22 protein-coding genes are annotated in these 23,045 nt (G+C 51.5%); 10 read left to right on the forward strand and 12 right to left on the reverse strand.

The window, feature by feature from the left end; translation table 11 throughout:
- Positions 1 to 5: 5 nt before the first annotated feature.
- Entirely contained in the window at positions 6 to 929 is a 924-nt protein-coding gene (locus QY332_11825; protein WKZ34300.1) for a DMT family transporter, read from the reverse strand.
- Between the two features lie 131 nt (positions 930 to 1,060).
- Here QY332_11825 and QY332_11830 point away from each other — a divergent pair, with 131 nt between their 5' ends.
- Positions 1,061 to 1,666, forward strand: a complete 606-nt coding sequence (locus QY332_11830) for a superoxide dismutase (protein WKZ34301.1) — start codon at positions 1,061 to 1,063, stop codon at positions 1,664 to 1,666.
- 190 nt (positions 1,667 to 1,856) lie between these two features.
- On the forward strand, positions 1,857 to 2,270 hold the full coding sequence (locus QY332_11835) for a ferredoxin family protein (GenBank protein ID WKZ34302.1): 414 nt from the start codon (positions 1,857 to 1,859) through the stop codon (positions 2,268 to 2,270).
- A 46-nt stretch (positions 2,271 to 2,316) separates the two neighbouring features.
- Here QY332_11835 and QY332_11840 read toward each other — a convergent pair whose 3' ends face one another.
- The 5 genes from QY332_11840 to QY332_11860 all read right to left on the reverse strand — a co-directional run bounded on the left by QY332_11840 (position 2,317) and on the right by QY332_11860 (position 7,629).
- Positions 2,317 to 4,737, reverse strand: coding sequence for an FtsW/RodA/SpoVE family cell cycle protein (locus QY332_11840; GenBank protein ID WKZ34303.1), 2,421 nt, complete (start codon positions 4,735 to 4,737; stop codon positions 2,317 to 2,319).
- Positions 4,738 to 4,789: 52 nt separating this feature from the next.
- Positions 4,790 to 5,653, reverse strand: coding sequence for an S-methyl-5'-thioadenosine phosphorylase (gene mtnP / locus QY332_11845; GenBank protein ID WKZ34304.1), 864 nt, complete (start codon positions 5,651 to 5,653; stop codon positions 4,790 to 4,792).
- Positions 5,643 to 6,119 (reverse strand): FHA domain-containing protein, encoded by a 477-nt coding sequence (locus QY332_11850; protein WKZ34305.1) that lies wholly within the window; start codon positions 6,117 to 6,119, stop codon positions 5,643 to 5,645. The genes mtnP and QY332_11850 overlap by 11 nt, the downstream gene beginning before the upstream one ends.
- Complete coding sequence (locus QY332_11855; GenBank protein WKZ34306.1) at positions 6,116 to 6,931, reverse strand: FHA domain-containing protein; 816 nt, start codon at positions 6,929 to 6,931, stop codon at positions 6,116 to 6,118. Before QY332_11855 ends, QY332_11850 begins: the two co-directional genes overlap by 4 nt.
- A 95-nt stretch (positions 6,932 to 7,026) precedes the next feature.
- Positions 7,027 to 7,629: a zinc ribbon domain-containing protein gene (locus QY332_11860; GenBank protein ID WKZ34307.1), complete on the reverse strand. Its 603-nt coding sequence runs from the start codon at positions 7,627 to 7,629 to the stop codon at positions 7,027 to 7,029.
- Positions 7,630 to 7,678: 49 nt separating this feature from the next.
- Here QY332_11860 and QY332_11865 point away from each other — a divergent pair, with 49 nt between their 5' ends.
- Entirely contained in the window at positions 7,679 to 8,287 is a 609-nt protein-coding gene (locus QY332_11865) for an SH3 domain-containing protein (GenBank protein ID WKZ34308.1), read from the forward strand.
- Between the two features lie 33 nt (positions 8,288 to 8,320).
- Positions 8,321 to 8,911, forward strand: a complete 591-nt coding sequence (locus QY332_11870; GenBank protein ID WKZ34309.1) for a hypothetical protein — start codon at positions 8,321 to 8,323, stop codon at positions 8,909 to 8,911.
- Between the two features lie 53 nt (positions 8,912 to 8,964).
- Here the strand turns inward: QY332_11870 and QY332_11875 are convergent, their stop codons facing one another.
- Positions 8,965 to 9,381: an iron-sulfur cluster assembly accessory protein gene (locus tag QY332_11875; GenBank protein WKZ34310.1), complete on the reverse strand. Its 417-nt coding sequence runs from the start codon at positions 9,379 to 9,381 to the stop codon at positions 8,965 to 8,967.
- Between the two features lie 229 nt (positions 9,382 to 9,610).
- Between QY332_11875 and QY332_11880 the strand changes: the two genes are divergently transcribed.
- Complete coding sequence (locus QY332_11880) at positions 9,611 to 11,893, forward strand: sodium-translocating pyrophosphatase (protein WKZ34311.1); 2,283 nt, start codon at positions 9,611 to 9,613, stop codon at positions 11,891 to 11,893.
- Between the two features lie 45 nt (positions 11,894 to 11,938).
- On the opposite strand, the gene QY332_11885 is transcribed toward QY332_11880, so the two are convergent.
- The 3 genes from QY332_11885 to QY332_11895 all read right to left on the reverse strand — a co-directional run bounded on the left by QY332_11885 (position 11,939) and on the right by QY332_11895 (position 15,480).
- A complete protein-coding gene (locus tag QY332_11885; protein WKZ34312.1) occupies positions 11,939 to 13,387 on the reverse strand; it encodes an oligosaccharide flippase family protein in 1,449 nt (482 codons plus the stop codon).
- A 61-nt stretch (positions 13,388 to 13,448) separates the two neighbouring features.
- Complete coding sequence (locus QY332_11890; protein WKZ34313.1) at positions 13,449 to 14,345, reverse strand: class I SAM-dependent methyltransferase; 897 nt, start codon at positions 14,343 to 14,345, stop codon at positions 13,449 to 13,451.
- A 317-nt stretch (positions 14,346 to 14,662) separates the two neighbouring features.
- Positions 14,663 to 15,480 (reverse strand): IS5 family transposase gene (locus QY332_11895; GenBank protein WKZ34314.1). Its coding sequence is split into 2 segments (ribosomal slippage): positions 14,663 to 15,099 and positions 15,099 to 15,480, totalling 819 coding nucleotides; the frame shifts between segments, so codons are not numbered across the junction.
- A 104-nt stretch (positions 15,481 to 15,584) separates the two neighbouring features.
- On the opposite strand from QY332_11895, the gene QY332_11900 reads away from it, so the two are divergent.
- From QY332_11900 to QY332_11920, 5 genes are all read left to right on the forward strand, one after another.
- Positions 15,585 to 16,391: a DUF115 domain-containing protein gene (locus QY332_11900; GenBank protein WKZ34315.1), complete on the forward strand. Its 807-nt coding sequence runs from the start codon at positions 15,585 to 15,587 to the stop codon at positions 16,389 to 16,391.
- A 14-nt stretch (positions 16,392 to 16,405) separates the two neighbouring features.
- Entirely contained in the window at positions 16,406 to 17,827 is a 1,422-nt protein-coding gene (locus QY332_11905; GenBank protein ID WKZ34316.1) for an O-antigen ligase family protein, read from the forward strand.
- Positions 17,817 to 18,545 (forward strand): WecB/TagA/CpsF family glycosyltransferase, encoded by a 729-nt coding sequence (locus QY332_11910; protein WKZ34317.1) that lies wholly within the window; start codon positions 17,817 to 17,819, stop codon positions 18,543 to 18,545. The genes QY332_11905 and QY332_11910 overlap by 11 nt, the downstream gene beginning before the upstream one ends.
- A gap of 9 nt (positions 18,546 to 18,554) precedes the next feature.
- On the forward strand, positions 18,555 to 19,967 hold the full coding sequence (locus tag QY332_11915) for a sugar transferase (protein ID WKZ34318.1): 1,413 nt from the start codon (positions 18,555 to 18,557) through the stop codon (positions 19,965 to 19,967).
- A 319-nt stretch (positions 19,968 to 20,286) separates the two neighbouring features.
- On the forward strand, positions 20,287 to 21,255 hold the full coding sequence (locus tag QY332_11920) for an O-antigen ligase family protein (GenBank protein WKZ34319.1): 969 nt from the start codon (positions 20,287 to 20,289) through the stop codon (positions 21,253 to 21,255).
- On the opposite strand, the gene QY332_11925 is transcribed toward QY332_11920, so the two are convergent.
- Both QY332_11925 and QY332_11930 read right to left on the reverse strand, forming a co-directional pair.
- Positions 21,217 to 22,377 carry a glycosyltransferase family 87 protein gene (locus QY332_11925; GenBank protein ID WKZ34320.1) on the reverse strand — a complete coding sequence of 387 codons (1,161 nt, stop codon included), beginning with the start codon at positions 22,375 to 22,377 and terminating at the stop codon, positions 21,217 to 21,219. The two genes, QY332_11920 and QY332_11925, sit on opposite strands and share 39 nt — an antisense overlap.
- A 65-nt stretch (positions 22,378 to 22,442) precedes the next feature.
- Positions 22,443 to 22,931, reverse strand: a complete 489-nt coding sequence (locus QY332_11930) for an SET domain-containing protein-lysine N-methyltransferase (protein ID WKZ34321.1) — start codon at positions 22,929 to 22,931, stop codon at positions 22,443 to 22,445.
- Positions 22,932 to 23,045: the final 114 nt, after the last annotated feature.

Below are 23,045 nucleotides of genomic sequence, written 5' to 3' on the forward strand. Positions count from 1 at the left end.
TGAAACTACCGCTGTCTTGATGCCAGATAAATCCCAAGCAGGATCAACGCGCCGCCCGCGATGACCCCAAGCGTCGGCGTTTCATTCAAGAAGAAAAACGCGAGCATCGCCGAGCCGATGGGTTCTGCCAACGTCACCACCGCCACCAGCGTCGCGGACAGGTATTTCAATAACCAATTATATGTTGAATGTCCGAGTAATTGCGGAACCGCCGCCAGCAGGAAGATCCAACCGTAGATTTTGGGTGAGTATCCAAACGGCGATTGTCCCGCCGCGAACATGAAGACCAACAGAGCCATCGCCGCCATGCCATACACCAGAAAAATATACGCGATCAACGACATCTGCGGACGCAGTTTCCTCCCGATGATGAGATAGCCCGTCACCGTCCACGCGCCGGCTAGCGCGAGGAAGTTGCCCCAGATGGCGCGACCTTGCAGGGCGTCTGCCAGCGCGGGGCAGGTGAGACCAGCGTCCCAAACGCACGCATCAGACAACCCGATGATTGTCCCGCCGACCAAAGCGAGTCCCAGCCCGAACATGGCTGTCCGCGAGAGATGCTCTTTCAGCAGAAGAGGGGAGAGCAGCGCCACCCACAGCGGACCCGTGCTGACGAACACGACCGAACTGGCGACGCTGGTGTATTCGAGCGACGATATCCACGTGGCGAAGTGCACGGCGAGGAAAATGCCCGAGAAACCGCCGAGCAGGATCTCGGTCCGCGTGAAGCGTTTTATCTCGTCCAGGTGGCGGGTCAATGCGACGGGGGCGAGCAGGAGTGTCGCAAAGGTCAATCTCAGGGCGGCGATCACCAGCGAAGGCGCGCCGTCGTTTTGAGCATAGCGGATAAAAACGCTCGCGGCTGAAACCGCGAGGATGGCGAGCAGTATGGCAAATGGCAGAAAAAGACGCGCGCGGGATTCGGTCACAGGAAAAAATCCATCAATTTATATGATTTTTGTATAAAAATTGTCTAAATTCTTGCGGGCTGGCTGGTTCGAGGGTAAAATCGAATTATACGCTACGAACGAAAAAAATAATCCCAACCAAGGAGAGAATAATGGCTTTTGACCTTCCCAAACTCGCATATGCATACGACGCCCTCGAGCCGCACATCGACGCGCGCACGATGGAGATCCACCACACCAAACATCACCAGACCTATATCACCAATTTGAACGGTGCGGTCGAAAAGACACCCGAACTGGCTGGCAAGACCGTCGTGGAATTGCTCAGCGATTTGAATACCGTCCCTGAAGGTGTGCGCGGCGTGGTCCGTAATCACGGCGGCGGCACGCACAACCACAACCTGTTCTGGGAGATCATGGGACCCAAGGCCGGCGGCGCGCCCAAGGGCGATTTGGCCAAGGCCATTGATGCGTCCTTTAAATCCTTCGACGATTTCAAGGCGGAATTCACGACCTCCGCCACCACCCGCTTCGGTTCCGGTTGGGCCTGGCTTGTCAAAAAGGGCAGCGGCCTGGCTGTTGTCTCCACCGCCAATCAGGACAGTCCGCTTTCGGAGGGCATGACCCCCATCCTCGGCATCGACGTGTGGGAACATGCCTATTACCTGAACTATCAGAACCGCCGCCCCGATTACATCGCCGCCTTCTGGAATGTGATCAACTGGGATGCAGTTGCGGAGAAATTCGCCGCGAAGTAGTTCGATTCATCGAATGTGTTGGTTCTGTCAGAAAGGGCCTCGCGGGTCTGCATGTACGGATCCATGAGGCCCTTTTTTATGTAGACCGGATCCGCCTGATCGAACCAGACTTTTACACCTTGTCACAAAAATAAACAACGATATAATAGCCGTATTCGATTTGTCCATAATCCCACAAGGAGTAAAAAACATGACCCACATTATCACCAGTTTATGCGTTCGTGACCGCGGCTGCATCGAAGTATGCCCCGTGGAGTGTATGATCCCCGGCCAGCCCGTGGCGGAATGGCCCTGGATCTATATCGATCCCGACACCTGCATTGACTGCGGCGCGTGCGTTCCGGAGTGCCCGTTTGCCGCCATCTTCCCCGAAGATGAGGTCCCTGCGGCGTACACTGCCAAGGGCGGCGAGTACATCAGCAAGGTTGGGCTTAGCGGTCATTATGAAGCCACCAATCATCACGGCAAGCCGGTCGTTTTGGAGACCACCCGGCAGCTTGCAGCCGGTGAGGTGGTGGATCTCACCCCCGATATCAAACCCAATTACGATTTCTTCCAGGGCGGCCCCGGTTACTCCGCCAAGGACAGTGACGACGGCATGTAAACAGATAAAAAGGTCAGGCGCGCGCCTGACCTTTTTTATTTCCCTTTTACTGGCTTAAGCCGGCATCCAACAGCCTTTCGCCGATGCGCTCCGCCAGGGTGATGTTATTTTCCTCCAGCGCGACCACCAGCACCAGCGGCGTACCGCGCCAATCCGGCAGCGTCCCCGCCAATAGCCAGGTGACGATGTTTTCTTCTGTGCCTCCCTGCCCACTATGGCTCCAGTAGGCTTTGCCCTGCTTGATGAAGGATAGAGCCGCCTCATTCGCCGCCTCGGCCGGCATCACCTCAACCGCCTCGCCCAGGGCGGGTAATACCACCCATCCCTGCTCGGGCGTATTGACCGCAGTTGCCATCCTCGGCGCCGGCGCAATCCCCTTATAACTCAGAACAGCTGCGGCGAGACTCATTTGCAAAGGACTCGCCTGCAGGTTCAATACGCTGTTATTGCCTGCATCAAATGCAACCGGCATGTTCAATACCGGCGCCCGGTACAGGCCAAGCCTCTCATGGAACGCCTGTAATTCGGCATTCGCCGGCTGTCTCTCTCCAAACTCCGCGCGGATCAATGGCAGCAGGGCATTTCCAATTGGATACAGACCCTGCGATCCGCGGTTGAGCAGGGGCGCGGCCGGATCGCGTGAGAGCGATTCGGCCTGCTCACTCAACGTATTGGGGTCATAGGTTGGGTGGGAGGCCATGACAAGGATCTCGCCCGTTTCTGCGTTCATCAGGACGACGGCGCCGCGATGAACCCCCAGCAGTTCATCCGCCGTGGATTGCAGGACAAGGTCGATGCTCAGGCGCACATCCAGCCCGGGAGGGGGAGTGCCGTAGATCAATTGGTCCCACAGGATGCGGCTCATTGGGTTTCCCTGCAGCCCGCGCAGATAACTGTCCAGGGCGGCTTCAAGGCCGGCCTGGCCGTAAATAGATTGCGTGTAGCCAATAACGGGAGCGAGGTCAGGATATATATAGTTTCGCAAATAGGAACCGCTCTGCCCTTCGGTGATGCTGATGGGCAGGTTATTTCTATCCACGAGGTCTCCACGCGGGACATAGCGGTCCGCGATGGTGCGGCGGGGGTTGTCGGTGCGGAGCAGCAGATCTGGTCCGCGGACGATTGCCCACCAGGCGGTCGCCAGTGCGCATGCAGCGAGTCCCAGCGCAAGCGCGCCCGCCAGCATGGAATAAGGTTTTGGGTCATGCAGCACGGCAGGTTCGCCGTCTTCCACGTTACTGATCACCATCATAAGAAAGAGGGCGATGTAGGATGTCAGCAGGGAGGAGCCGCCGTAGGAAACAAACGGCAGGGTGACTCCCGTGAGCGGGAGCAGCCTGACGTTGCCGCCAATGATCAGCAGGCTCTGGACACCAAAGTACGTGACCAAGCCGGCCGCGAGATAGCGGCGAAACCTGTCCGTTGCACGCAGGGAGGCGATCATGCCCCGGGCGAGAATCACCCAGATGGCGGCCAGCAGACCCATCGTCCCGACCAGACCCGTTTCCTCCGCGATCGCCGCATAGATAAAATCGGAGATGGCAACCGGCACGAGCAGTGGACTGCCAATCCCGATCCCCCTGCCGATCGTTCCGCCGTTCGCCACCGCAAGGACGGACTGCACGATCTGATATGAATTTCCCGACGGGTCCATCCAGGGGTTGATCCAGCCGACCACGCGGATGTGGATAATGTCGATAAAGAAATAACCGAGCAGCAGGGCGAGGACGAGGAAGATGACCGCGCTTAATAATACGCGCCGCCTGCCCGTCGCCAGGAAGATGATCATGGTAAAAATGGCAATGAATATGGATGCCGTCCCGAGGTCGCGCTGGACGATAAGCAGGAGCAGGGCAAGTCCGGTGACAGCCAGGGTGGGGATGAGCAGCGGCAGGGAAAATAATCGAATGCTGGCGCGGTCCGCCAGATATGCAGCCAGGTAAATGACCAGCAGTAATTTGAGCGGCTCGGAGGGCTGGAAATAGACGCCGCAGCACCCCAGCCATAAATGCGGGCCAAAGCCAAGGGGATTCGTGCCAAAAAGCAGGGTCAGTGCGGTGATGAGCAGGCCGCTGCTCAGGATGACATATTTGTAGCGCCGAATCAGCGAAAGTTTTTTCAGGTAAACCATCCCGAGGATGAAGGCGAAAACACTTACGGTCAGCCAGATCGTTTGCCGGATGCCGAAAACGGAGTCCAGCCGCCAGACGGTAAGCAGGCCCCAGCCGCTGAGCAGTGCTGCTGCTGGAAGCAGATAGGGATCCCGTTCCGGGAGATACCGAATTGCAGCGCGGTGGGCTGCGGTCATGAGCAAAACCCAGATTACAAAACCCGCCCAGTGGGACAGCCTGTACTCCACGGCCCAGGATCGTTCGCGCACCGCCGGGGAGAGTGTCAGGATGATCGATTGAATAAAGAGAAAGAGAGTCGCCCAACGCAGCAGGCGGCTCTGTGCCAGGTCATGCATGTATTATATGGTACATCATTTTTGAAAAACGCGGGCTTTTGTGAAGATGCTATTACAAGTATTTGTTGACCAGTACACCCAGCTTTTTGCGGGTCTTTGAGGGAATCACCTTGGGATTGGTTATCAAGGCGCTGGCCAGAGCCTGCCCGCAGGTGCAGTCGCGTTGGGTCTTCAGTTCGCGCACCAGGCTGCGGATGGCTTCCTGCGCGATTTCGGTGTTTTTGTTCAAGGTTTGAATGACCATCTCAACGGTCACCGGTGATTTGCTCTCGTGCCAGACGTCATAGTCCGTGACGTGCGCCATGGTCGCATAGCACAATTCCGCTTCACGCGCAAGAAATGCCTCCGGCGCGGCGGTCATTCCAATGATGGACATGCCCCAGGCGCGGTAGACATTGGATTCAGCTTTCGTGGAAAAGCGCGGACCTTCAATGGTGATGAAATTCCCTCCGCGATGCACACGCGCTTCCGTCGTGCGGACGGCTGATTCCAACTGGTTGGAAAGGTCCTTGCAAAACGGGTCGGCAACGCTGATGTGGGCGACCAGCCCCTCGCCGAAGAAGGAGCGGGCGCGGTCTTTTGTGTGGTCGAAGATATTGTCGGGGATGACGATGTGTCCCGGTGCGAAGTCCTCCCGCAGCGACCCGCAGGCGCTGATGCTGATCACACGCTCCACGCCCAGCGATTTCAGCGCATGGATATTGGCGCGATATGGGACCTCCGACGGCGTGATATGGTGGCCGATGCCGTGCCGCGTGAGGAAGGCGACGCGCGTACCCTCCAACGTGCCGATGGTGATGGGCGCGCTGGGTTTCCCAAAGGGGGTATCCACGACCAGTTCCTCGGTGTGTTCAAGCCCGCTCATATGGTACAGGCCGGACCCGCCAATGATCGCGATCGTCGCTTTATTTGTCATCTCTTTTTCCAATTTTCTGCGTAGGTTCTATGACCACATTTTCGGCCATGCTGATGATCAAACGCGCGGCGCCGCATTTGATTTCATCGCCGGAAGTGATCACCGTCGGCATGTTCACCTGTGATTTATTAAGCATCGTGCCATTTGTGGAGGCCAGATCCTCCAGCCACCATTGCCCGTGGTGATAGGTCAATTGGGCGTGGCGGGTGGATACGGTGTCGTCGGTCAGGGGGATGTCGCAGCCAGGGTCGCGTCCCAATATGATCTCCGGCTGGGAAAAATGTTTGAGAACAGGCGAACCGTGTCCCTGCCGGATGAGGATATTGATGCCCGGGACGCGGCGGTTTGCCAGTGAAAAGCTTTGTCTTTGTATTTCACGGTAAAGAAAGATCAATACCCACCCAAGAAAGCCATACAATGCCAGCGCTGTGATGACCCGCAGCGCCAATACAATCGAGCCGCTCATTTTTTCTTCAGTTTTGAGGTGTAGTAGTCTTTTAAAATTGCCGTGGGACGCTCGGCACTTTGCTGGAACGGGCTGGTATCCTTCAGGTCCGGGCGGGGCGGCGGGTTGTCCTGCCCAAAAATAAGCGCCACTCCTGCCAGGGAAATCACATCACCGGGATAGAGCACGCTCTGACTGGTGCGCTGTCCATTCACAAATGTGCCCCCGGTTGAATTCAAATCGAATACTACAAAACGCCCCTTGATCGTGCGCAGCTGCGCATGGTTGCGGGATACACGAGGATCGTCGATGACCAGCTGATTATCGAGCCTTCGGCCAATGTTCACAACCGGCACAAGCAGCGGATAGACCTTTACGCCTTCCACGATCAGAAATGCATTTTCAGGCATTTTGCTGCTGTCTTCAAGAGGTCCCGTCTCGAGCGGGGTTGCGTTCGTGTCCGCCATGGACTCGATGCGGTGGGATGTTACGATTTCAGCATCATTTAAGGGGATTTTTTCATCGGTCGATATGGTGATCGTTGGTGACATCGTAAACCGAAATCCCGCCTCCTGGACAACCGTGACAACCGAATGCAGGATAATGGCCAGCAGCTGCTGGTCGTTCCATTTCGCCGAAGTTTCGGGGTGCATCAAAAGGGTGTACACATCCGGCGAGATGACCGAGCCGTCCTCCATGGTAATGCTGTTATGCTGGATCGCCGTTGCTAGTTTCTGAACGATCATATCCTCCACTTTTTTCCCAGGGAGCACGTTCAAAAGATCCACTTCGATCAACGTTTGGAGACGGGTTTCAAGTTCTTTCAGGTTCATAATTTAACCATACTTTTCCCTGCATATATAAGTGTTATCCATTATAGAATGAGGCTGGCTTTTCTGCAAGGTTAATGTCAAAACCGGCCGGCGCCTTAACCGTCCCTGAAAATTCCTAATATTTGTTTGCAATTTGGACAGGATTTGTCGGTTATTTTCACCACATAGCCGCAATACCCGCATGTGTTTGGTTGTACCTTTCCAAGCGGTGCACCGCAGGCAACACAGGAGGGCTCCCCAACCGGGTTTGCCGCATGACAGTATTCACAGGTCAGGCGCCTGAGCTTCTCCGAGAGATCCGTGGAGGCGTTTGCCGCGCGCGCAGTTTTTGCGATCACCTGCCAGATGCGTTCGCTCAGCGTCAGGTTCTCGATATCCTGGGCAATATCATCCAGCCGGCCAAGCAGGCTGAAGGGGTTTTTAAGAGCTGATAACGCGCTCACTCCCAGGCTCGCCGCCACTCCCAACCACGCCTGCTGTCCCAGTTCGACGATCACGCCGTCGTCCAGTTTTTGGATCGTGACCGTCATGGCTGTCTGCCCGCCGGACATGGCGTCAGGCCGGGTGCCAACCTGTACGACCATCTTTTCGCTCTGTCCCAGCGTCTGTGCCCGCAGATTGCCCCGATTGAACTCGCCAAGCAAGGCCTGCGCGATGTCCACCGGCTTGATGTTCCCGTGAAAGATTTTCCGTTCCATGAAGTAGATTATAATCGCCTTTGCGATTCTCCTTTAAGAGTCCTACGAAATGATGCAAACCCGGTTTCACCCCATTCTCATTTTTCTGCTCACATCCTTTTTTTTGTTCGGGACATTCTTCGCATCCGTCCCGGCCGACGTGCTGGCTCAACAACCGGCGGACACGCCGACCTCCTCGACGGGGATTTTTATTACTGTATTATTTGACGAACCACAGATAAACGTCCGCCTGGGACCAAATTCAGCCATTTATCCGGTGGTTGGTACCCTCCCATCGGGCGCGACCGCCCCCGCCCTGGGGAGATCCCAGGGCGGGGATTGGATCCAGATCGAATTCCCGTCTGCTCCCGGCGGAATGGGCTGGGTCTATTCCCCGCTTGTTCAATTATCCCCCGGCACATTGCAGGTTGCCGAGCCGCCGCCCACTCCGGTCCCGCCGCCAACTGCCACAATCGACCCTACCCTGGCTGCGCAGTTCAGCATCCTTCCCACCAATACGCGCATGCCGACTTTTACGCCGCCGCCAGCATTGACCGCATATACATACACGGAAGTCCCCGTGAAAAATACCGCCGCCTCGGTACCGCTCGCCACGATCATAATTGCGTTCGCGATTTTGGGATTGGTCGGTTTTCTGCTCTCGTTGATCCGTCGATAAATGATGTTATATAATAAATTTAGATTCATTATTGTGATTACTTTAATATTCGTGGGAGCGGGGATTTTGCTTTCCGGGCCCGATTCCTTCCCTGTCCACGCACAACAGCCCACCGGTTCCGTTCCAACCGTAACCGGCACACCTTCTGGAATGATCGTTGCGGTAAATCTGGATATTGACACCGTGGCTGTATATTCGGGTCCAAGTTCATATCTTTATCCCGCGATTGGACTGCTTTTGAAAGGACAGGAAGTGCCCGCATTGGGCATCTCCGAGGATAGGAATTGGATACAGGTTTATTATCCCGGCGTTTCGGGTTCGGTTGCATGGGTCTATGGACCTTACGTCAGAATTGTAAAAACGGGTCAGTTGCCCATGGTGAGCGCGCCGGCCACGCCGACCCCGGCTTCCACACCCACCATCAACCCGACCCTTGCGGCGGCATTCGTCACCCCCGTAACGCCCACCCGCATGCCAACCTTCACTCCGCCAGCGCCGCTGGTGATCTCCACCTTCCTCGCTGATGAAACAACCATCAACAGGGTTCCGATGGGTCTGTTGATCTTCGGGCTTGGCTTCATTGGGGCGTTCGGCGCGCTGATATCCTTCCTGCGCGGACAGTAGTTTAAGCAAAAAATGACCGGGTTTCCCGGTCATTTTTATATTACTTGTACGATTTAGTTGTTGCAGCCGCAGGAACCGCCGCCACAGCCAGATGAGCCGCTGCCGCTTTCGTTGCTTCCGCAGGCGCACCCACCTTCGCCATGAGAATGCCCGCTCTTTACATTCGGGCTGTTGACTGCAAATCCCTGCCCGTGCTGGGGGTCGTTTACAAAATCAACCGTGGCATCGCGGAGATAGTCAATGGAGACTTCGTCCACAACGACTTTCACACCGTTCGCTTCGAACGTGGTATCCACATCGCGGAAATTATTATCCAGCGCCATTCCAAAGTTCACCCCGCAGCAACCGCCTCCCGCCACGTACACGCGCAGAGCGTAGCCCTCAAGGTTGCGTTGCTCGAGAATATCCTTAACAGCCTGGCTTGCGGCGGGTGTAAGTGTAAAAAGTTGGGTATCGATTTCCTGGAGCATATTTTTTTCTCCTTGTAGGTATGACTAATTTCGCCAAATCTTATCAGATTTGATGGGCATTGTCAACTTGCCCGGGCGGCCTGGGGATGATTCCACCCGTGTTTCTTGACACATTCCAATTGCGCTTGTAAAATCCGACTGCTCTGGAGGCGGCTTGCCGCCTCGTCCCGGCCTGAAAACGGAGAATTTCCTTCTCCGCAGTTCATTAATCCAAATGTGGAGGATTGTTATGCAGTTTGATTTGTTGTTAACCCCGGCAGCGAGACCGCCCCTGCCCATGCTATGGTGGCTTGGTCCCATAGCGGCTTTGATTGCGCTTGTGTTTGCCTTTTTCTTGTATCGCCAGCTGATGAAGTTAAGTGAAGGCAACAAGAAGATGGTGGGAATTGCCCAGGCGGTTCGTGAAGGCGCCATGGCGTACTTGAAAAGCCAGTACCGTGTGGTCGCCATTGTCTTTGCCGTGTTGTTCGCCCTGTTTCTTGTCCTTTCATGGTTCCATTTGCAGAACCCAATCGTGCCCTACGCCTTTTTGACGGGCGGTCTGTTCTCGGGCTTGTGCGGTTTCATCGGTATGAAGACGGCGACCAACGCCTCGGCGCGCACCACCTACGCCGCGACGAAAAGCCTGAACAGTGCCTTGCAGGTCGCCCTGCGTGCCGGCGCAGTGATGGGACTTGTGGTGGTCGGTTTTGCCCTGCTCGATATCACCGCCTGGTTCTACCTGCTCTATGAAGTTTTCCCCAAAATTTTCCCCACCAACTTCATCAGCGTTGCCGAAAATCCATTGCCGCAAATCACAGCGGTCATGCTCAGTTTCGGCATGGGTGCTTCCACACAGGCGTTGTTCGCCCGTGTCGGCGGCGGCATCTATACCAAGGCTGCTGATGTCGGTGCAGACCTGGTCGGAAAGGTCGAAGCAAACATCCCTGAGGATGATCCGCGCAATCCCGCCACGATCGCAGATAACGTCGGTGATAATGTCGGCGACGTGGCTGGCATGGGTGCTGACTTGTACGAATCCTATGCGGGCTCCATTCTGGCGACTTCCGCACTCGGTGTTGCCGCGGTCGGGTTGAAAGGCGCCGACATTGCCGAAAGCATGCTTTACATCTCTGTGCCGATTGTGCTCGCGGCGCTGGGGATCGTTCTTTCGATTGTCGCGCTGTATGTCGTCCGCTCGGATGAGGATGCGACTCAGGGCGACCTGATCAACGCGCTCAGCCGCGGTTTGTATGTCAGTTCGGCTGGAATTGCCGTCCTGTCATTGCCCGCCTTCTATTTCATGGGACTTGAGAACTGGCTCGCACTCTGGATCGTTGTGCTGACGGGTCTGGGCGTCGGGATAGCTGTCGGCAAACTAACCGAATACTACACCTCCCATGCGTTTGCCCCCACCCGCGAGATTGCCTTGCAGGCGAATACCAGCACCGCCACCGCGATGATCGAAGGGCTTGCACTCGGTATGCGTTCAACAGGTCTTCCGCTCGTTTCCATTTTGATTGGAATCGTAATCAGCTTCTACGTGGCTGGCGGCGCGGCCAGCATCCTGATGGGCTTGTATGGCGTGGGTCTTGCCGCGGTCAGCATGCTCTCGACACTCGGCTTCACGCTTGCCACCGATGCCTACGGCCCGATTGCGGATAACGCGGGCGGTAATGCTCAGATGGCCGGGCTCAAGCCTGAGGTCCGTCATCGAACCGACCAGTTGGATGCGGTCGGCAACACCACTGCCGCCATCGGCAAGGGCTTTGCCATCGGCTCCGCCGCATTGACCGCCATGGCTCTGCTCGCCGCCTATCTCGAGGAGATCCGTCTTGTGTTGGGAGAATTGCGCGGCGTGACTTCTCTGGCGGTGGATGGCGTGACAATCCCGCTTTCCGAACTCACGGTACAGAACTTCGTAACTTATTACAACGTCAACCTGTTCAACCCGGCCGTGTTGGTGGGTCTGTTCAGCGGTGTTGCGACTGCCTTCTTCTTTTCTGCGCTGACCATGAGCGCGGTCGGACGCGCCGCGGGCGGCATGGTGGAGGAAGTCCGCCGCCAGTTCCGCGAGATCAAAGGCATCCTGACCGGCAAAGGCAAGCCTGACTACGCCCGTTGCGTGGAGATCAGCACTCTGGCTGCACAGCGTGAAATGGTCGCCCCCTCCATTCTGGCGATTATCGTGCCTGTGTTGATCGGCGTTGTATTCGGTGTGGCGGGCGTGCTTGGTTTGCTGGTCGGCGGATTGGGCGCAGGTTTCTCGCTGGCGATCATGATGTCCAATGCGGGCGGCGCCTGGGACAACGCCAAGAAGTACATCGAAAGCGGCGCATATGGCGGCAAAGGCTCGAATGCCCACAAAGCCGCTGTCGTTGGCGACACCGTCGGCGACCCGTTCAAGGACACCTCCGGCCCCTCGCTCAACATTCTGATCAAACTCATGTCCATGGTCTCGGTGGTCTTTGCCGGTTTGATCGTGGCGTTCGGCAATGGTCAGGGCTTGTTGGTGATGCTGCTGGGGAGGTAGGGAAGATGTAACGGGCTTGCTGCATTGACATTCACGCCCTGCCAATTATTGGCGGGGCGTTTTTTTTCTTATGATTTGATGAATGATAGCCCTGTCGCCTGTTTCCATTCCGTAAGCCCATACAATCGTCATGAACAACGCACATATAATCAAGATTGTTACGAGTGCATTTGCCGCGAACCCGAAAGGCAGATTGGTTGCTATTGGATGAGTTATTAGTGTAGTAATCACTGAGGCCACAATGATTTTTGCATGATAATTATCGAAGAGCCAAAATTTCAGGTGATGTTTCAACCTCATTGTCGCCACGGCCCCAAGCAGCAACATCATGACGCTGGATACAACGCTTGCGCCGATTAAATTTGTGCGGGGTATCAGAATTGCATCTAAAACAATGGTCAAGGCAAAAATAGATGCGGAGATTTTTACCCACTCCTTTTGCCTCCCACTCATCAGAAAAATTTGATCCGCGATGCCGAACGCCACATAAAAAACTTGACCAATGGTCAGTATGAGCAGGGGAACTGTCCCGCTTTGGTATTTCAGTCCAAATAAACCGATTATTAAACCGTTGGCATTAACAAAAACAAATATGAGAATGGGTAGCGAAATATAAAGCGCCCAGCGGATAACCGATCTGACAAGAGTTTTTACGGCCTCATGCTCCCCGCGATAGTACAGGTGCGCTATTGCCGGTGCAATGGAAATTTTGAATCCACTTAATATGATCGTAGTGAACATCGTAAGAACCGATACGGATTGGTAGATTCCGGTGCTGGCTTCGGTGCTGAAATAACCGACTAGGAGGCGATCTCCCCATAAATTGAAAGCCCCAAGTGTTACTCCTACAATCGCCGGAAAAGAGAATCTCAGGATAGGTACAAGGTCGTCTGACAGGATTCTGCCGAGACCAATGATGCCGGGAATTGATCTTGCTACACAAACCAAGCCAATAATGACAGATATTCCATACGATACACCAATGGATAGGATGGCAGCGTTCAAGCCCATTCCCATGTTGAAGAGAACAAGGAACAATCCTATTTGAAGAATTGGCTGGGCGATATCTTCTGAGATTGCTCCGCACAGCATTTTTCCAGAAAGGCTGCTGGTTGCCGCCGCCACTCGCAAGATCGTGGCAAAAGGAAAAATGATCGCAAAACCGCGAAATATGGGGACCAAGGCGGGTTTTCTAAAAAAAACCTCGGCGAGCCAGGGGGCGGATACATATAAAAGCATCCCCATTATCGCGCCGGACAAAAACGCGCTGGTCAAAGAAACAAGCACAACACTTCTTAATTTCAAAGCATTTTTTTGCCAGTATTGACCTCCGAACTTGATAACACCGGAATCCATTCCAAAATGGCCTGCAATCGAAAACAGACGAAGAAGAGTCCAGCCAATTGCAAACAACCCAAAACTTTCCGGAGCCAGGACGCGTGCAAACATGATCTGGGCAAGATAGCCTATTCCTCTACCTAGAACCCGTCCCATTGTTGCTATACCAGATATGGTAATCAGGTTTTGTTGATGGGGGGTGAATTTATTGTCTATATTAGGCCTGCTTGATTTTTAGGATGCCCACAGGGATGTATTTTGGATCCCACCTTCCCCAGGGCATGCCGCTTTTTGGTTGGAAATAGTAGCGGAGCGAGATATTTTTCTTCAGGATTTCAGATCGTTTCAATTCCCTATGGATTTCCTCGTAATTTTGAAAGTTTGAAGAAGTATCTTTGTCTAAATCAAAAAGATCCCGCAAGGTGGATTCCGTTAAGCACCAAGAATATGCTGGAGAGAAGAACCAGTCCTTTTCAGCAGATGCAGGCAGGGTGACAAGCATCATTCCGCCCGGAACAAGCACTCTTTCCAGTTCCCGTATGATCTCCTTGATATTCGAAATTTGTTCGTTGTGCTCAAGAGCAGATATCGAGACCACAATATCTACGCTGTTGTCATGGATTTCTGACAAGTCTCGCAAATCTTTGTTAAGGAACCGTATGGAGCCTCTGTCGATGTAGCTCCTGCCTGACAGCGTGGCACTGCCAATGGTCCCGCGGATCAAAGATGTGATACGTTTCAGAATCCCGACTCTACCGTTTGTGATGTCTACCACATCCTTGATATTAAGCGGATTGTCTTCCGTCCTGTATCCTGTCACATTAAACTTGTTCAAAAGGTGAAAAGGGATACAGACTCGATCTGAGCGATCCACGCTTATGATATTTGCACCCTTGCTTGAAAAATACCATTGCATTAATCCTATTCCCGCCCCGGCGTCAAGGATGGTTTTGCCGTTTGCTTCTCCAATATTGTTGGTTACCCATGTCCAGTCCAAGGCGTAATGCCAGCCACTAGACAATGCCAATGTCTTCCCCATCCTCATTAATTCTGATGATAGATCTGGGAAATGAGTGAGGATTTTTGTAGAAATGAGTTCGATTCTGCTTTCCACGACGGTAATGCTCCTTGATCAGGTGTTTACTATACTGCAAACTATAACTTATTAAATCATGGTTAGCAATCTTTTTGCATTTATAATTACCCTGATGAATTGGTGTTGCTGTGCGAAGAGAATTGGGTTACCCCGGGCTTTTTTTAGCAGGGGCCATTGCCGCTCTTTATCGCAGACTACCGGGGCCCAGGTAGAGGTGCTTTGTTATGGCGAGCGAACCCGGCCTCGCTCAAATGGATATCTCGCCTTTGAAATTGGGAATATTATTAATATACGCCTTGTGTATTGTGTATTATTAATTAGACCTCTTGCAAAAGTCAAATTGAGTTGAGTTCAAGGTTGTAAATAGCAGCAATCAGGTTGAAGCGCAAAGCAAATCTCTTTCTACGATTGCGATACCTCTCGCTCAAAATGCGAAACACTTTCAACTTACGGAATATATGCTCAATCACAATCCGTTTCCGTGCCAAGCTTCGATTGCTCTGTTTCTCTCGTTTCGTCAGAGCATGGTATTTGGATTTCTTGAAGGGTGTTTGACTGTTCTGATGAAACTCCATCAATCCTTGATAGCCCGCATCTGCCAGAATACGCAGATGTTCAGAGAACTCACAGGCATCGTCTTTGAACAGTTGGAAGTCGTGTTTGCTTCCATGACTAAAGGCGGTGGTTATGATTTGGGTACTTTTTCGATCAGCCATCACCTGCGCTTTTTGGGTGTGACGCTTCTTTTTGCCACTGTAATGCCGTTTTTGGCTTTTTTTGGACGTTCCACTGGCTGTTCGCTGACATCAACCAGCACTACCTCGAACACCGTGTCACTGGCTTGGAGTGCCTTTTTGCCAGGCAAACGAAACTTTTTTGAACGGACTAAGGCCTCCTCTACCTTGCGAATGGTGCGGCAAACGGTTGCTTCACTGACACCATAGGATTGCGCAATATGAAATTCTGTGCGATATTCTCGCCAGTACATCAAGGTCATCAACAACTGATCGGCTCGGCTCAGTTTTGGCGGTCTCCCGAAGTCTCGCAGCCCTTTCTCAATGACTGTGAGCATCTGCTCGAAGGTTTCGCGCGGGACGCCAGTTAGCCGTTTGAAGTCACTACCTTTGAGATGTGCGATTGTCTTATAGTTCATGTGCCTATTATGGCACACTTATGCAAGAGGTCTATTATAGGACTCGACGAGCAATACCGAAATTCCCTTGCGCATGCAGGGAATTTTATCAGGAGCAAATTGCAATGAAGAGATTTACACTACATGAAATGTCAATAATGCGATTGTTTGGCGGGGCTGTTCGCCGTGTTCGTGATTTGTCCCATTCAGTCGCATGGAATAATCCTTTTATTGCTAATCGCAATCGGAAATACCTGTCCAATTACTCTGATGTTCACACTGCGCAGCGGTGTTTTATCCTTGCGAATGGACCCAGCCTGTCACGCATGGATCTTTCTCCATTAAGGAATGAAATTACCTTTGGGCTTAATAGAATTTATCTTTTGTTCGACAGGCTGGAATTTCTGCCAACCTATTACGTATGTGTCAATGAACTTGTTCTTGCTCAGTTTTCAAGGGAGATATCGGGTTTGTCTATGCCGAAATTTCTAAACTGGGGCAGCAGGCATGTGTTTGATCTAAACGACCCGAGTGTGGGCTTTGTGCGTTTGTTACTCACCCTGCGTGATGGATTTCAATCAGATATCAGGAAACCACTATATTCTGGAGGAACAGTGACTTACGTGGCACTCCAGATCGCCTATTCGATGGGCTTTTCCGAAGTCATTCTTGTTGGTCTGGACCATTCTTTCCAAGACAAGGGCGTCCCAAACGCGACTGTAACTCAAAAAAGCGATGTAGACAATAATCACTTTCATCCCGACTATTTTCCGAAGGGGGTAAAATGGCAGTTGCCTGATTTAAGGCGCTCCGAACTTGCCTATAAAATTGCAGACAACTTTTACAGAGCGAATGGCAGGCTTGTTAGGGATGCAACCTTGGGGGGGAAATGTCCGGTATTTCAACGCGTGGAGTATGATAAACTTTTTTAATCAGGTTCTCTTACATGAAAGTAAAATTCAGATCTGTTGTTACTAAACCGCAACTATTGATCTTTGATTTTTTATGGCTTTTGACCGTCCTGGTGTATTGGAAACTGCTCCGGGGTGTTGGTTTGGAGCTCTATTGGTTATTTCAAGTTATCTTGCTGTCTATTTTTTTGGTTGGTTTCTTTTTTCGATTGTCCCTAAATTCCTCCTGTATATTTCCGTCAATTTGGTCGGGATCTAGTTTAGATTTACACTACCTTGGGACCGTGGTGTTTGGATCAATCTGGTTGATCGCCTTCGTACGGAGAATAATCGGAGATCTACTGCAATTTGACTTGTTTAATGCCCTGGTTGCCCTCTGTAACCTGATTTTTTGGCTAGTCTATGCAACCTATCTCTTCATGGTAATTCAAAATCAGAGGGGTAGTCGGAACTCGATGGGATATGTATTATTATTCGTTTTTTGGGGGTTCGGTTTTTACGTGGGATTAAACCTGCTTGCTTTTTCGGTTGGGGTGATGCCTGATTCCAGTATCTATCTCACGTCATATCCATCACAATTATTATCCATGCTTGGCAGCCAAGGGAATCGTATACTGTTTCCCTTGGCTGACGGAATAAATTCATTCGGGGTTTCAGCCGGCGCCGTCTTAGTGCTTTTCATTCCCATACTTTTCTCTACCAAGGATACTTTAATCAAATTAACGAGTATGTTCTTTTCCCTATCTTCCATTGCGGTAATGGTGATGACGGATTCCCGCGGGGCGATTCTCTTTGCCTGGATTGCTGGTTTTCTGTACCTTCTGCCGGGGAGAATTTCGAAGCATCTTATCTGGTTATCTGTGTTCGTATCATTTCTTCCTTTGCTGGTAGCGCTATTTTTTCCAGCTCTACTTAACTTTGAGTATGGATTTACCCGCCCACCCGGAAATTTGACGGAAAAACAGCGCATGGTTTTGGAGGAAGAATTTTGCGCCGATAAGGTTAAACCATTGGCCGGGCCATTGAGCAACCGTCCAATAATTTGGGCAGTTGCTCTAGACGAATTCAAACACCCGAGATTCGTGCATTTGGTGGGTTATGGATACCGTGGCCAAGTAGATGCAGGAATCTCGGAAGACCTCTCGTGTATATTTCTAAGTTTTGTATACAGGCGGTTTGCGTCCTCTCATAACATATGGCTGCAAATTATTACTGAAATAGGTTATATCGGGGTAATAGGGACACTTTTCCTATTCTACAAAACCGCCGGAAGGTTATATACCCTGATTGAAAAAGATAACTCTGGTTTTTATAAGGGAATGAGGCTGGCATTGATATACATTGTTTTTGCGGGCACGCTTGAATCGATTCTATCCCCGGATTACTACATACCTTTTGCCATGTTCCTCGCAATAAACATTATGACCCTTTTATCAGCCAATGATATTGAATCTTAAGATAAACAAAGTAACATCCGGTGAGTTTGTTGCACAGGTCGTAGATTGGGCGCAGGCAGGAGGAAGTTATTACGCCTGCTTCGCCAATGTCCATGTGCTTATGGAAGCATATGACTCGTCCGATTTTTCAAAAATAATAAATGGCGCTGACTTGGTCCTTCCCGACGGCATGCCCCTCGTCTGGATGATGCGCCTTAAAGGCGCAAGGAGCCAACAGCGGGTATATGGACCAACCCTGATGCTGCAAGTATTGGAGTCCGCTGCGCGGGAGAACATCCCTGTCGGTTTTTATGGAGGAACGCCTGAAGTACTGAATGCTCTTGTGGTGCGGATGAAGGCGCGTTGCACGGGCTTGGACGTCGTGTATTCATATAGCCCGCCGTTTCGGGAATTAAGTCAGCGGGAGGAGGATGAAATTGTGCTGAGCATCGATCAATCCGGCGCGCGGATATTGTTTATAGGGCTTGGCTGTCCCAGGCAGGAAATCTGGATGGCAAGGCATCGTGGACGGATCAATGCGGTCATGCTCGGCGTTGGCGCGGCATTTGATTTTCATTCCGGATTCAAACCACAGGCTCCTTTATGGACACAGAACATCGGCTTGGAATGGTTGTTCCGGCTTTTGACCGAGCCACGCAGACTGTGGAGACGTTACCTTTATCACAACTCGCGTTTTATATTCCTTGCAATTGCCGATCTGTTGGGATTTCTTCGTTAGAATAATACAATGCTCAGACGCTTTTCGGTCAACTTCGCGCTCCTGTCCATGCTGCTGGATGGACTCCTGGTTGCACTCTCCCTGTGGCTCGCCACAGCGTTGCGCCCACAGTTAAGTCGATTTCCCGGAATTGAACTTGTTTCGTCACCTGTGGCCACGCCTGCCCCGCTCTATGTCATATTTCCATTGATTTGGATTCTCATATATTCAGCCCTCTCCATCTATGACGGCAGAAAATACATACGGGTCGTGGATGAATTTGCCGCGTTATCACTGGCGATGTTGATTGCATCTGTTTCCGCAGCGGGTGTTTTGTATTTTTCGTATCGACAGGTGTCCCGCGCGCTTGTCCTGTTCTTTATTGTCCTTGTGTACATCCTTGGTTTGTTGTGGCGCGCCTTTGTCCGTCTCTACTTCCGCACCCAGAATAATTTCCCCGACCGTCTTCGCCGTGTTCTGGTGGTGGGCGCCGGTTCGCTGGGGCAAAGGGTCCGCGAGCAAATGCTTGACTCTGAGCTTCCCAACCTGGAGTTTATTGGCTTTACGGATCACGGCGGGCAATTAAAAACAAAACCGCTTTCCTTATTGGGCACAAACGATGGGATTGACGCGATTGTTCAAGACCATAAGATATCCGATGTCGTGATCGCCCTGCCGCATTCGGAATACCACCAAATGAGTGACATTGTCCAAAAACTTGAACGCGTCCCTGTGCAGGTGTGGGTGGCGCTCGGCTTTTTTGACCTTGCATTATATAAGACGGCCATCGAAGATTTTGCGGGCATCCCCATGCTGGATCTGAGGGCTTCCGCCATTGACGATTATCAGCGGATGATGAAGCGTACCTTTGACTTTTCCATCGGTCTTGCCGCGTTGATACCCGCCCTGCCGCTCATGGCTTTCTCTGCGCTGGTCATCTATGTTGAAGGCGGTTCCCCGATATTATTTCGGCAGCAACGTGTTGGTGAAAATGGACGCCTGTTCGAAATGCTCAAATTCAGGACCATGGTCAGAAATGCCGAGCAGTTGAAAAGCCAGGTGGAGAAGCGGGATGCAGACGGGAACATCCTGCATAAATCAAAGGAAGATCCGCGCGTCACGCGCGTTGGGCGATTCCTGCGCCGCTTTAGTTTGGATGAGCTGCCGCAAATATTCAATGTTTTACGCGGCGATATGAGTCTCGTCGGGCCGCGCCCCGAACTTCCGTATTTGGTTGAAAAGTATCAACCCTGGCAAAGAAAGCGTTTTGCGATCCCGCCGGGCATTACCGGCTGGTGGCAGGTGAGCGGACGAAGCGACAAACCCATGCACCTGCATACAGAGGACGACATGTATTATATTCAGAACTACTCGATATTTTTGGACATCCAGATCCTGTTGCGGACGGTTTGGGTGGTACTGATGGGGAAGGGATCCTACTAGGATGAATGCAGTTATACGTGCAAAGTCCATAAGTTACTTAACGGGTTTTGGAGACGGTCTGCTTTTGTTATTGGCATTCCTCTTGAGTAATTATTCGGCGTTTGGGTCGAACCAGTTCCCGAACATTGATTCGTTTGGCGGGGAAGCCTGGCAAACCGCGCTTGGCTGTTTTTATGGCACCCTGGTCGTTGGTTTGCTTTTGATCGGACACGGCTTGCATCGGGATTTTATTTCCGTGCTGTCAAATAGCCGGCCCCTGCTGTTTTTTTTGTTCCTTGCTTTGTTGTCGTTATCGTGGACGGTTTCTCTGCAAGCCACATTGTACGAACTTTCCTTCCTCTTCTTTTCCACCTTTGCGGCTGCCTACTTTGCCCTCCACTACCGGCTATTAGGGGTGATCAATATTTTGACCTGGACTGCGGTAGCTGCCACAGTGGCTGGTTTTGCGCTTGCGCTATTTACTCCATATGGCGTGATGCCGAATCAACCGTTTACAGGTTCATGGGATGGCATGTTCTGGCATCGAAACCATGCAGGCAGTTTGATGGCTTTTTTTAATATGTTATTCCTTGTGCGCTTGCTAATGGATAAACAAGGATTTCCCCGTAGACTATTTTTTGGATTATTCTATGTTTTAACCGCAATCCACGTGTTCAAAAGCCGCTCTGCCGCTGGAATACTGGTTTTTATTTTTCTGAATTTCTCGACCTTGATTGCCTTTGGATGGATTTCCTTTCGTGAGAAGTTAAAACCATGGCATTATTATTCATTTTTCTTTACAGTATTTTCGGGGTTTATGATTTTTGTTGCAAACCTGGGTTTCTTCTTTGGGCTTTTGGGACGGTCGTCCACCATGACAGGGCGGACACCGCTTTGGGAAGATCTCCTTGTTAATGTTTTTCCTGCAAGACCGATCCTTGGGCACGGCTTCGGTGCAATATGGATGCAGGAGAGTTTTCGGGTTTTCATGCAGAACCGGCAGGGTTGGGGTCACCCGATATATTTCGCCGATAATGGTTTTCTTGACATTCTTTTGAATTTGGGTGTGGTGGGTCTGATTTCATTTTTGATCATGTTTGGTTTTGCAGGTTTACGCGCGTTGAAGCACTTGCGTTCAACGCGGTCATGGATGTACATCTTGATGGTCCTTGCCTTATTGTATGTTTTTGCAGGGAATTTGGCGTACAGTTTCTTAATGGAAGTGGATTACTTTGTGTGGATGGTGTTCGTCATGGTTTATATTCTTGTATCAAGACCGTTTGACGGCGATGCGGTCACTGTGCAATAAACCTTGTAAAACATAAGTCATGCAGATCGTCAATGCCAGCCCGTACCACCACCCCCAGAATATAAAATTAATCGAACCCAAATAATAAAAGTGCATGATGAAATTGAAGGGGACGGTCAGCATTGCCGCCGCAATGCTTGTGGACAATCCCCATTTTTTTAGCGAGAAAAAGATGGGGAGCGCAAGGATCGTATACCCTGCCCATGAAATGGGAGAGGCGAGCAGGCACAACAAAACACCCGCGGAATTCACAACCTCGGATGGGATTTCCTGTTTGTTAATGCGGGCACGGTGGATGAGAAAAATGGTGATCAGGATGAGCAGGACAGCCAGACCCATGCCGATTTCCGGGTGACCGATTCTGCTTGTCAGCCCGATTAGAGAGCTGTTCCCGGGCATGGACAATATCTTGTTGTCCACATTTGCCGCCTCCAGCCATTGCAGATAAACCGTGGGCGGCATTCGGGTCAACGGGATAAGTCCGGTGATGGCAATTGTAGCGACCGAAGCCTTTAATGCGGCCCAGTTCCCTGCAATGGCGAGCAACAGCAGCCAGATGGCGAAATTGGGCTTGATGCTGATCAACAACCCCAGGAATATACCCGCATAGAGTTGGTTTTTCCGGAGTGAATTGATCCAAATCAGAGACACGAGCAGGAGTAGCGGGGTGTATATTTGTCCCAACCCTGTCGTATGCCAAAAACCCGCAAGCGAAAATGCCCAGAGGATGCGCAGGGCAGACGGTTTGTATTGGTTTGACAATACCAGCACTGATATGGCGTAGACAAGCGATGATAATATTCTCCATAGATTGATTGCCCGGAGCGGATCGCTGTCGGCCAGTGATTCAAATACCAACAGGGTTATGGGCGGGTTTAAGTTGGGTAGTTTTCCGCCGCTTTGCACACGAGGGAAGTAGGCTTCGAAAATCAGTGGGGAGGAAGTGCCGTATGGATTATTCCCCGCTTTTAATTCAATGCCCGATGCGATAAATGACCCGAAGTCCGCCAGTTCGTTACGGGAGGAGGAGACCACATTGAAATTAAATGAGATTGAAAAAAGCATCCAGGCGGCCGCCATTATAGATCCAACAATCGTGAACCACTTTTTTGTTTTAAGCATTTCTCATTATATCGTGCGTGTAATTAAAAAATCCGGGCCGTTTTCGGCCCGGATTTTTTCTTGTCCTACTTTTCCTGTAAATTTTTCAGATGTAGTTTTGTATTCTTGAGCAGTTCGATCATTAGATCACGGATGTGCGGATTGAGATAGTGGTTTTCCAGTGTGGAGAGCGGCAGGAAACGTGCGCCGGCAACCACGTGGATGCAATTTGCGGCTCCGCACAGGCAGATGAAGGGTGCCTGCATTTCCCATTCCGTGGATGGGTAGAAGAATGAGAGTTCCTCGCCTTTATCGATGTCACGGCGCGCGATCATCAGCATTTTGTCAGTGTCGAGGATCACGTTCGGGTCACAGGAGTGGTTCAACGCGGCAAGTTTGCCGACGTGGGTGTGCCGCTCGCGCGCGATCTGGACGGTGAAGCGGTTGGGCTTGTCCATGATGTTCTCGCTGGGCATGGAGCAGATCACCTCGCCCTTCTTATAGGCTTGTTTGGTGATTAAGGTTCTAAATTTATTTTCTGTTTTGACACTTACTGTTTCCATTGTTGTGATCATTTATATTTTCTCCTTTTACAAATAATATTAAATCATCTGTTTTAGTATAGTCATTATGGGTTTAATTACAAGGGTTAATAAGACCTGTTGAAATATTTTAAGGTTGCAACATTG

It is taken from the genome of Anaerolineales bacterium (genome assembly GCA_030583885.1).
Lineage (GTDB): Bacteria > Chloroflexota > Anaerolineae > Anaerolineales > Villigracilaceae > Villigracilis.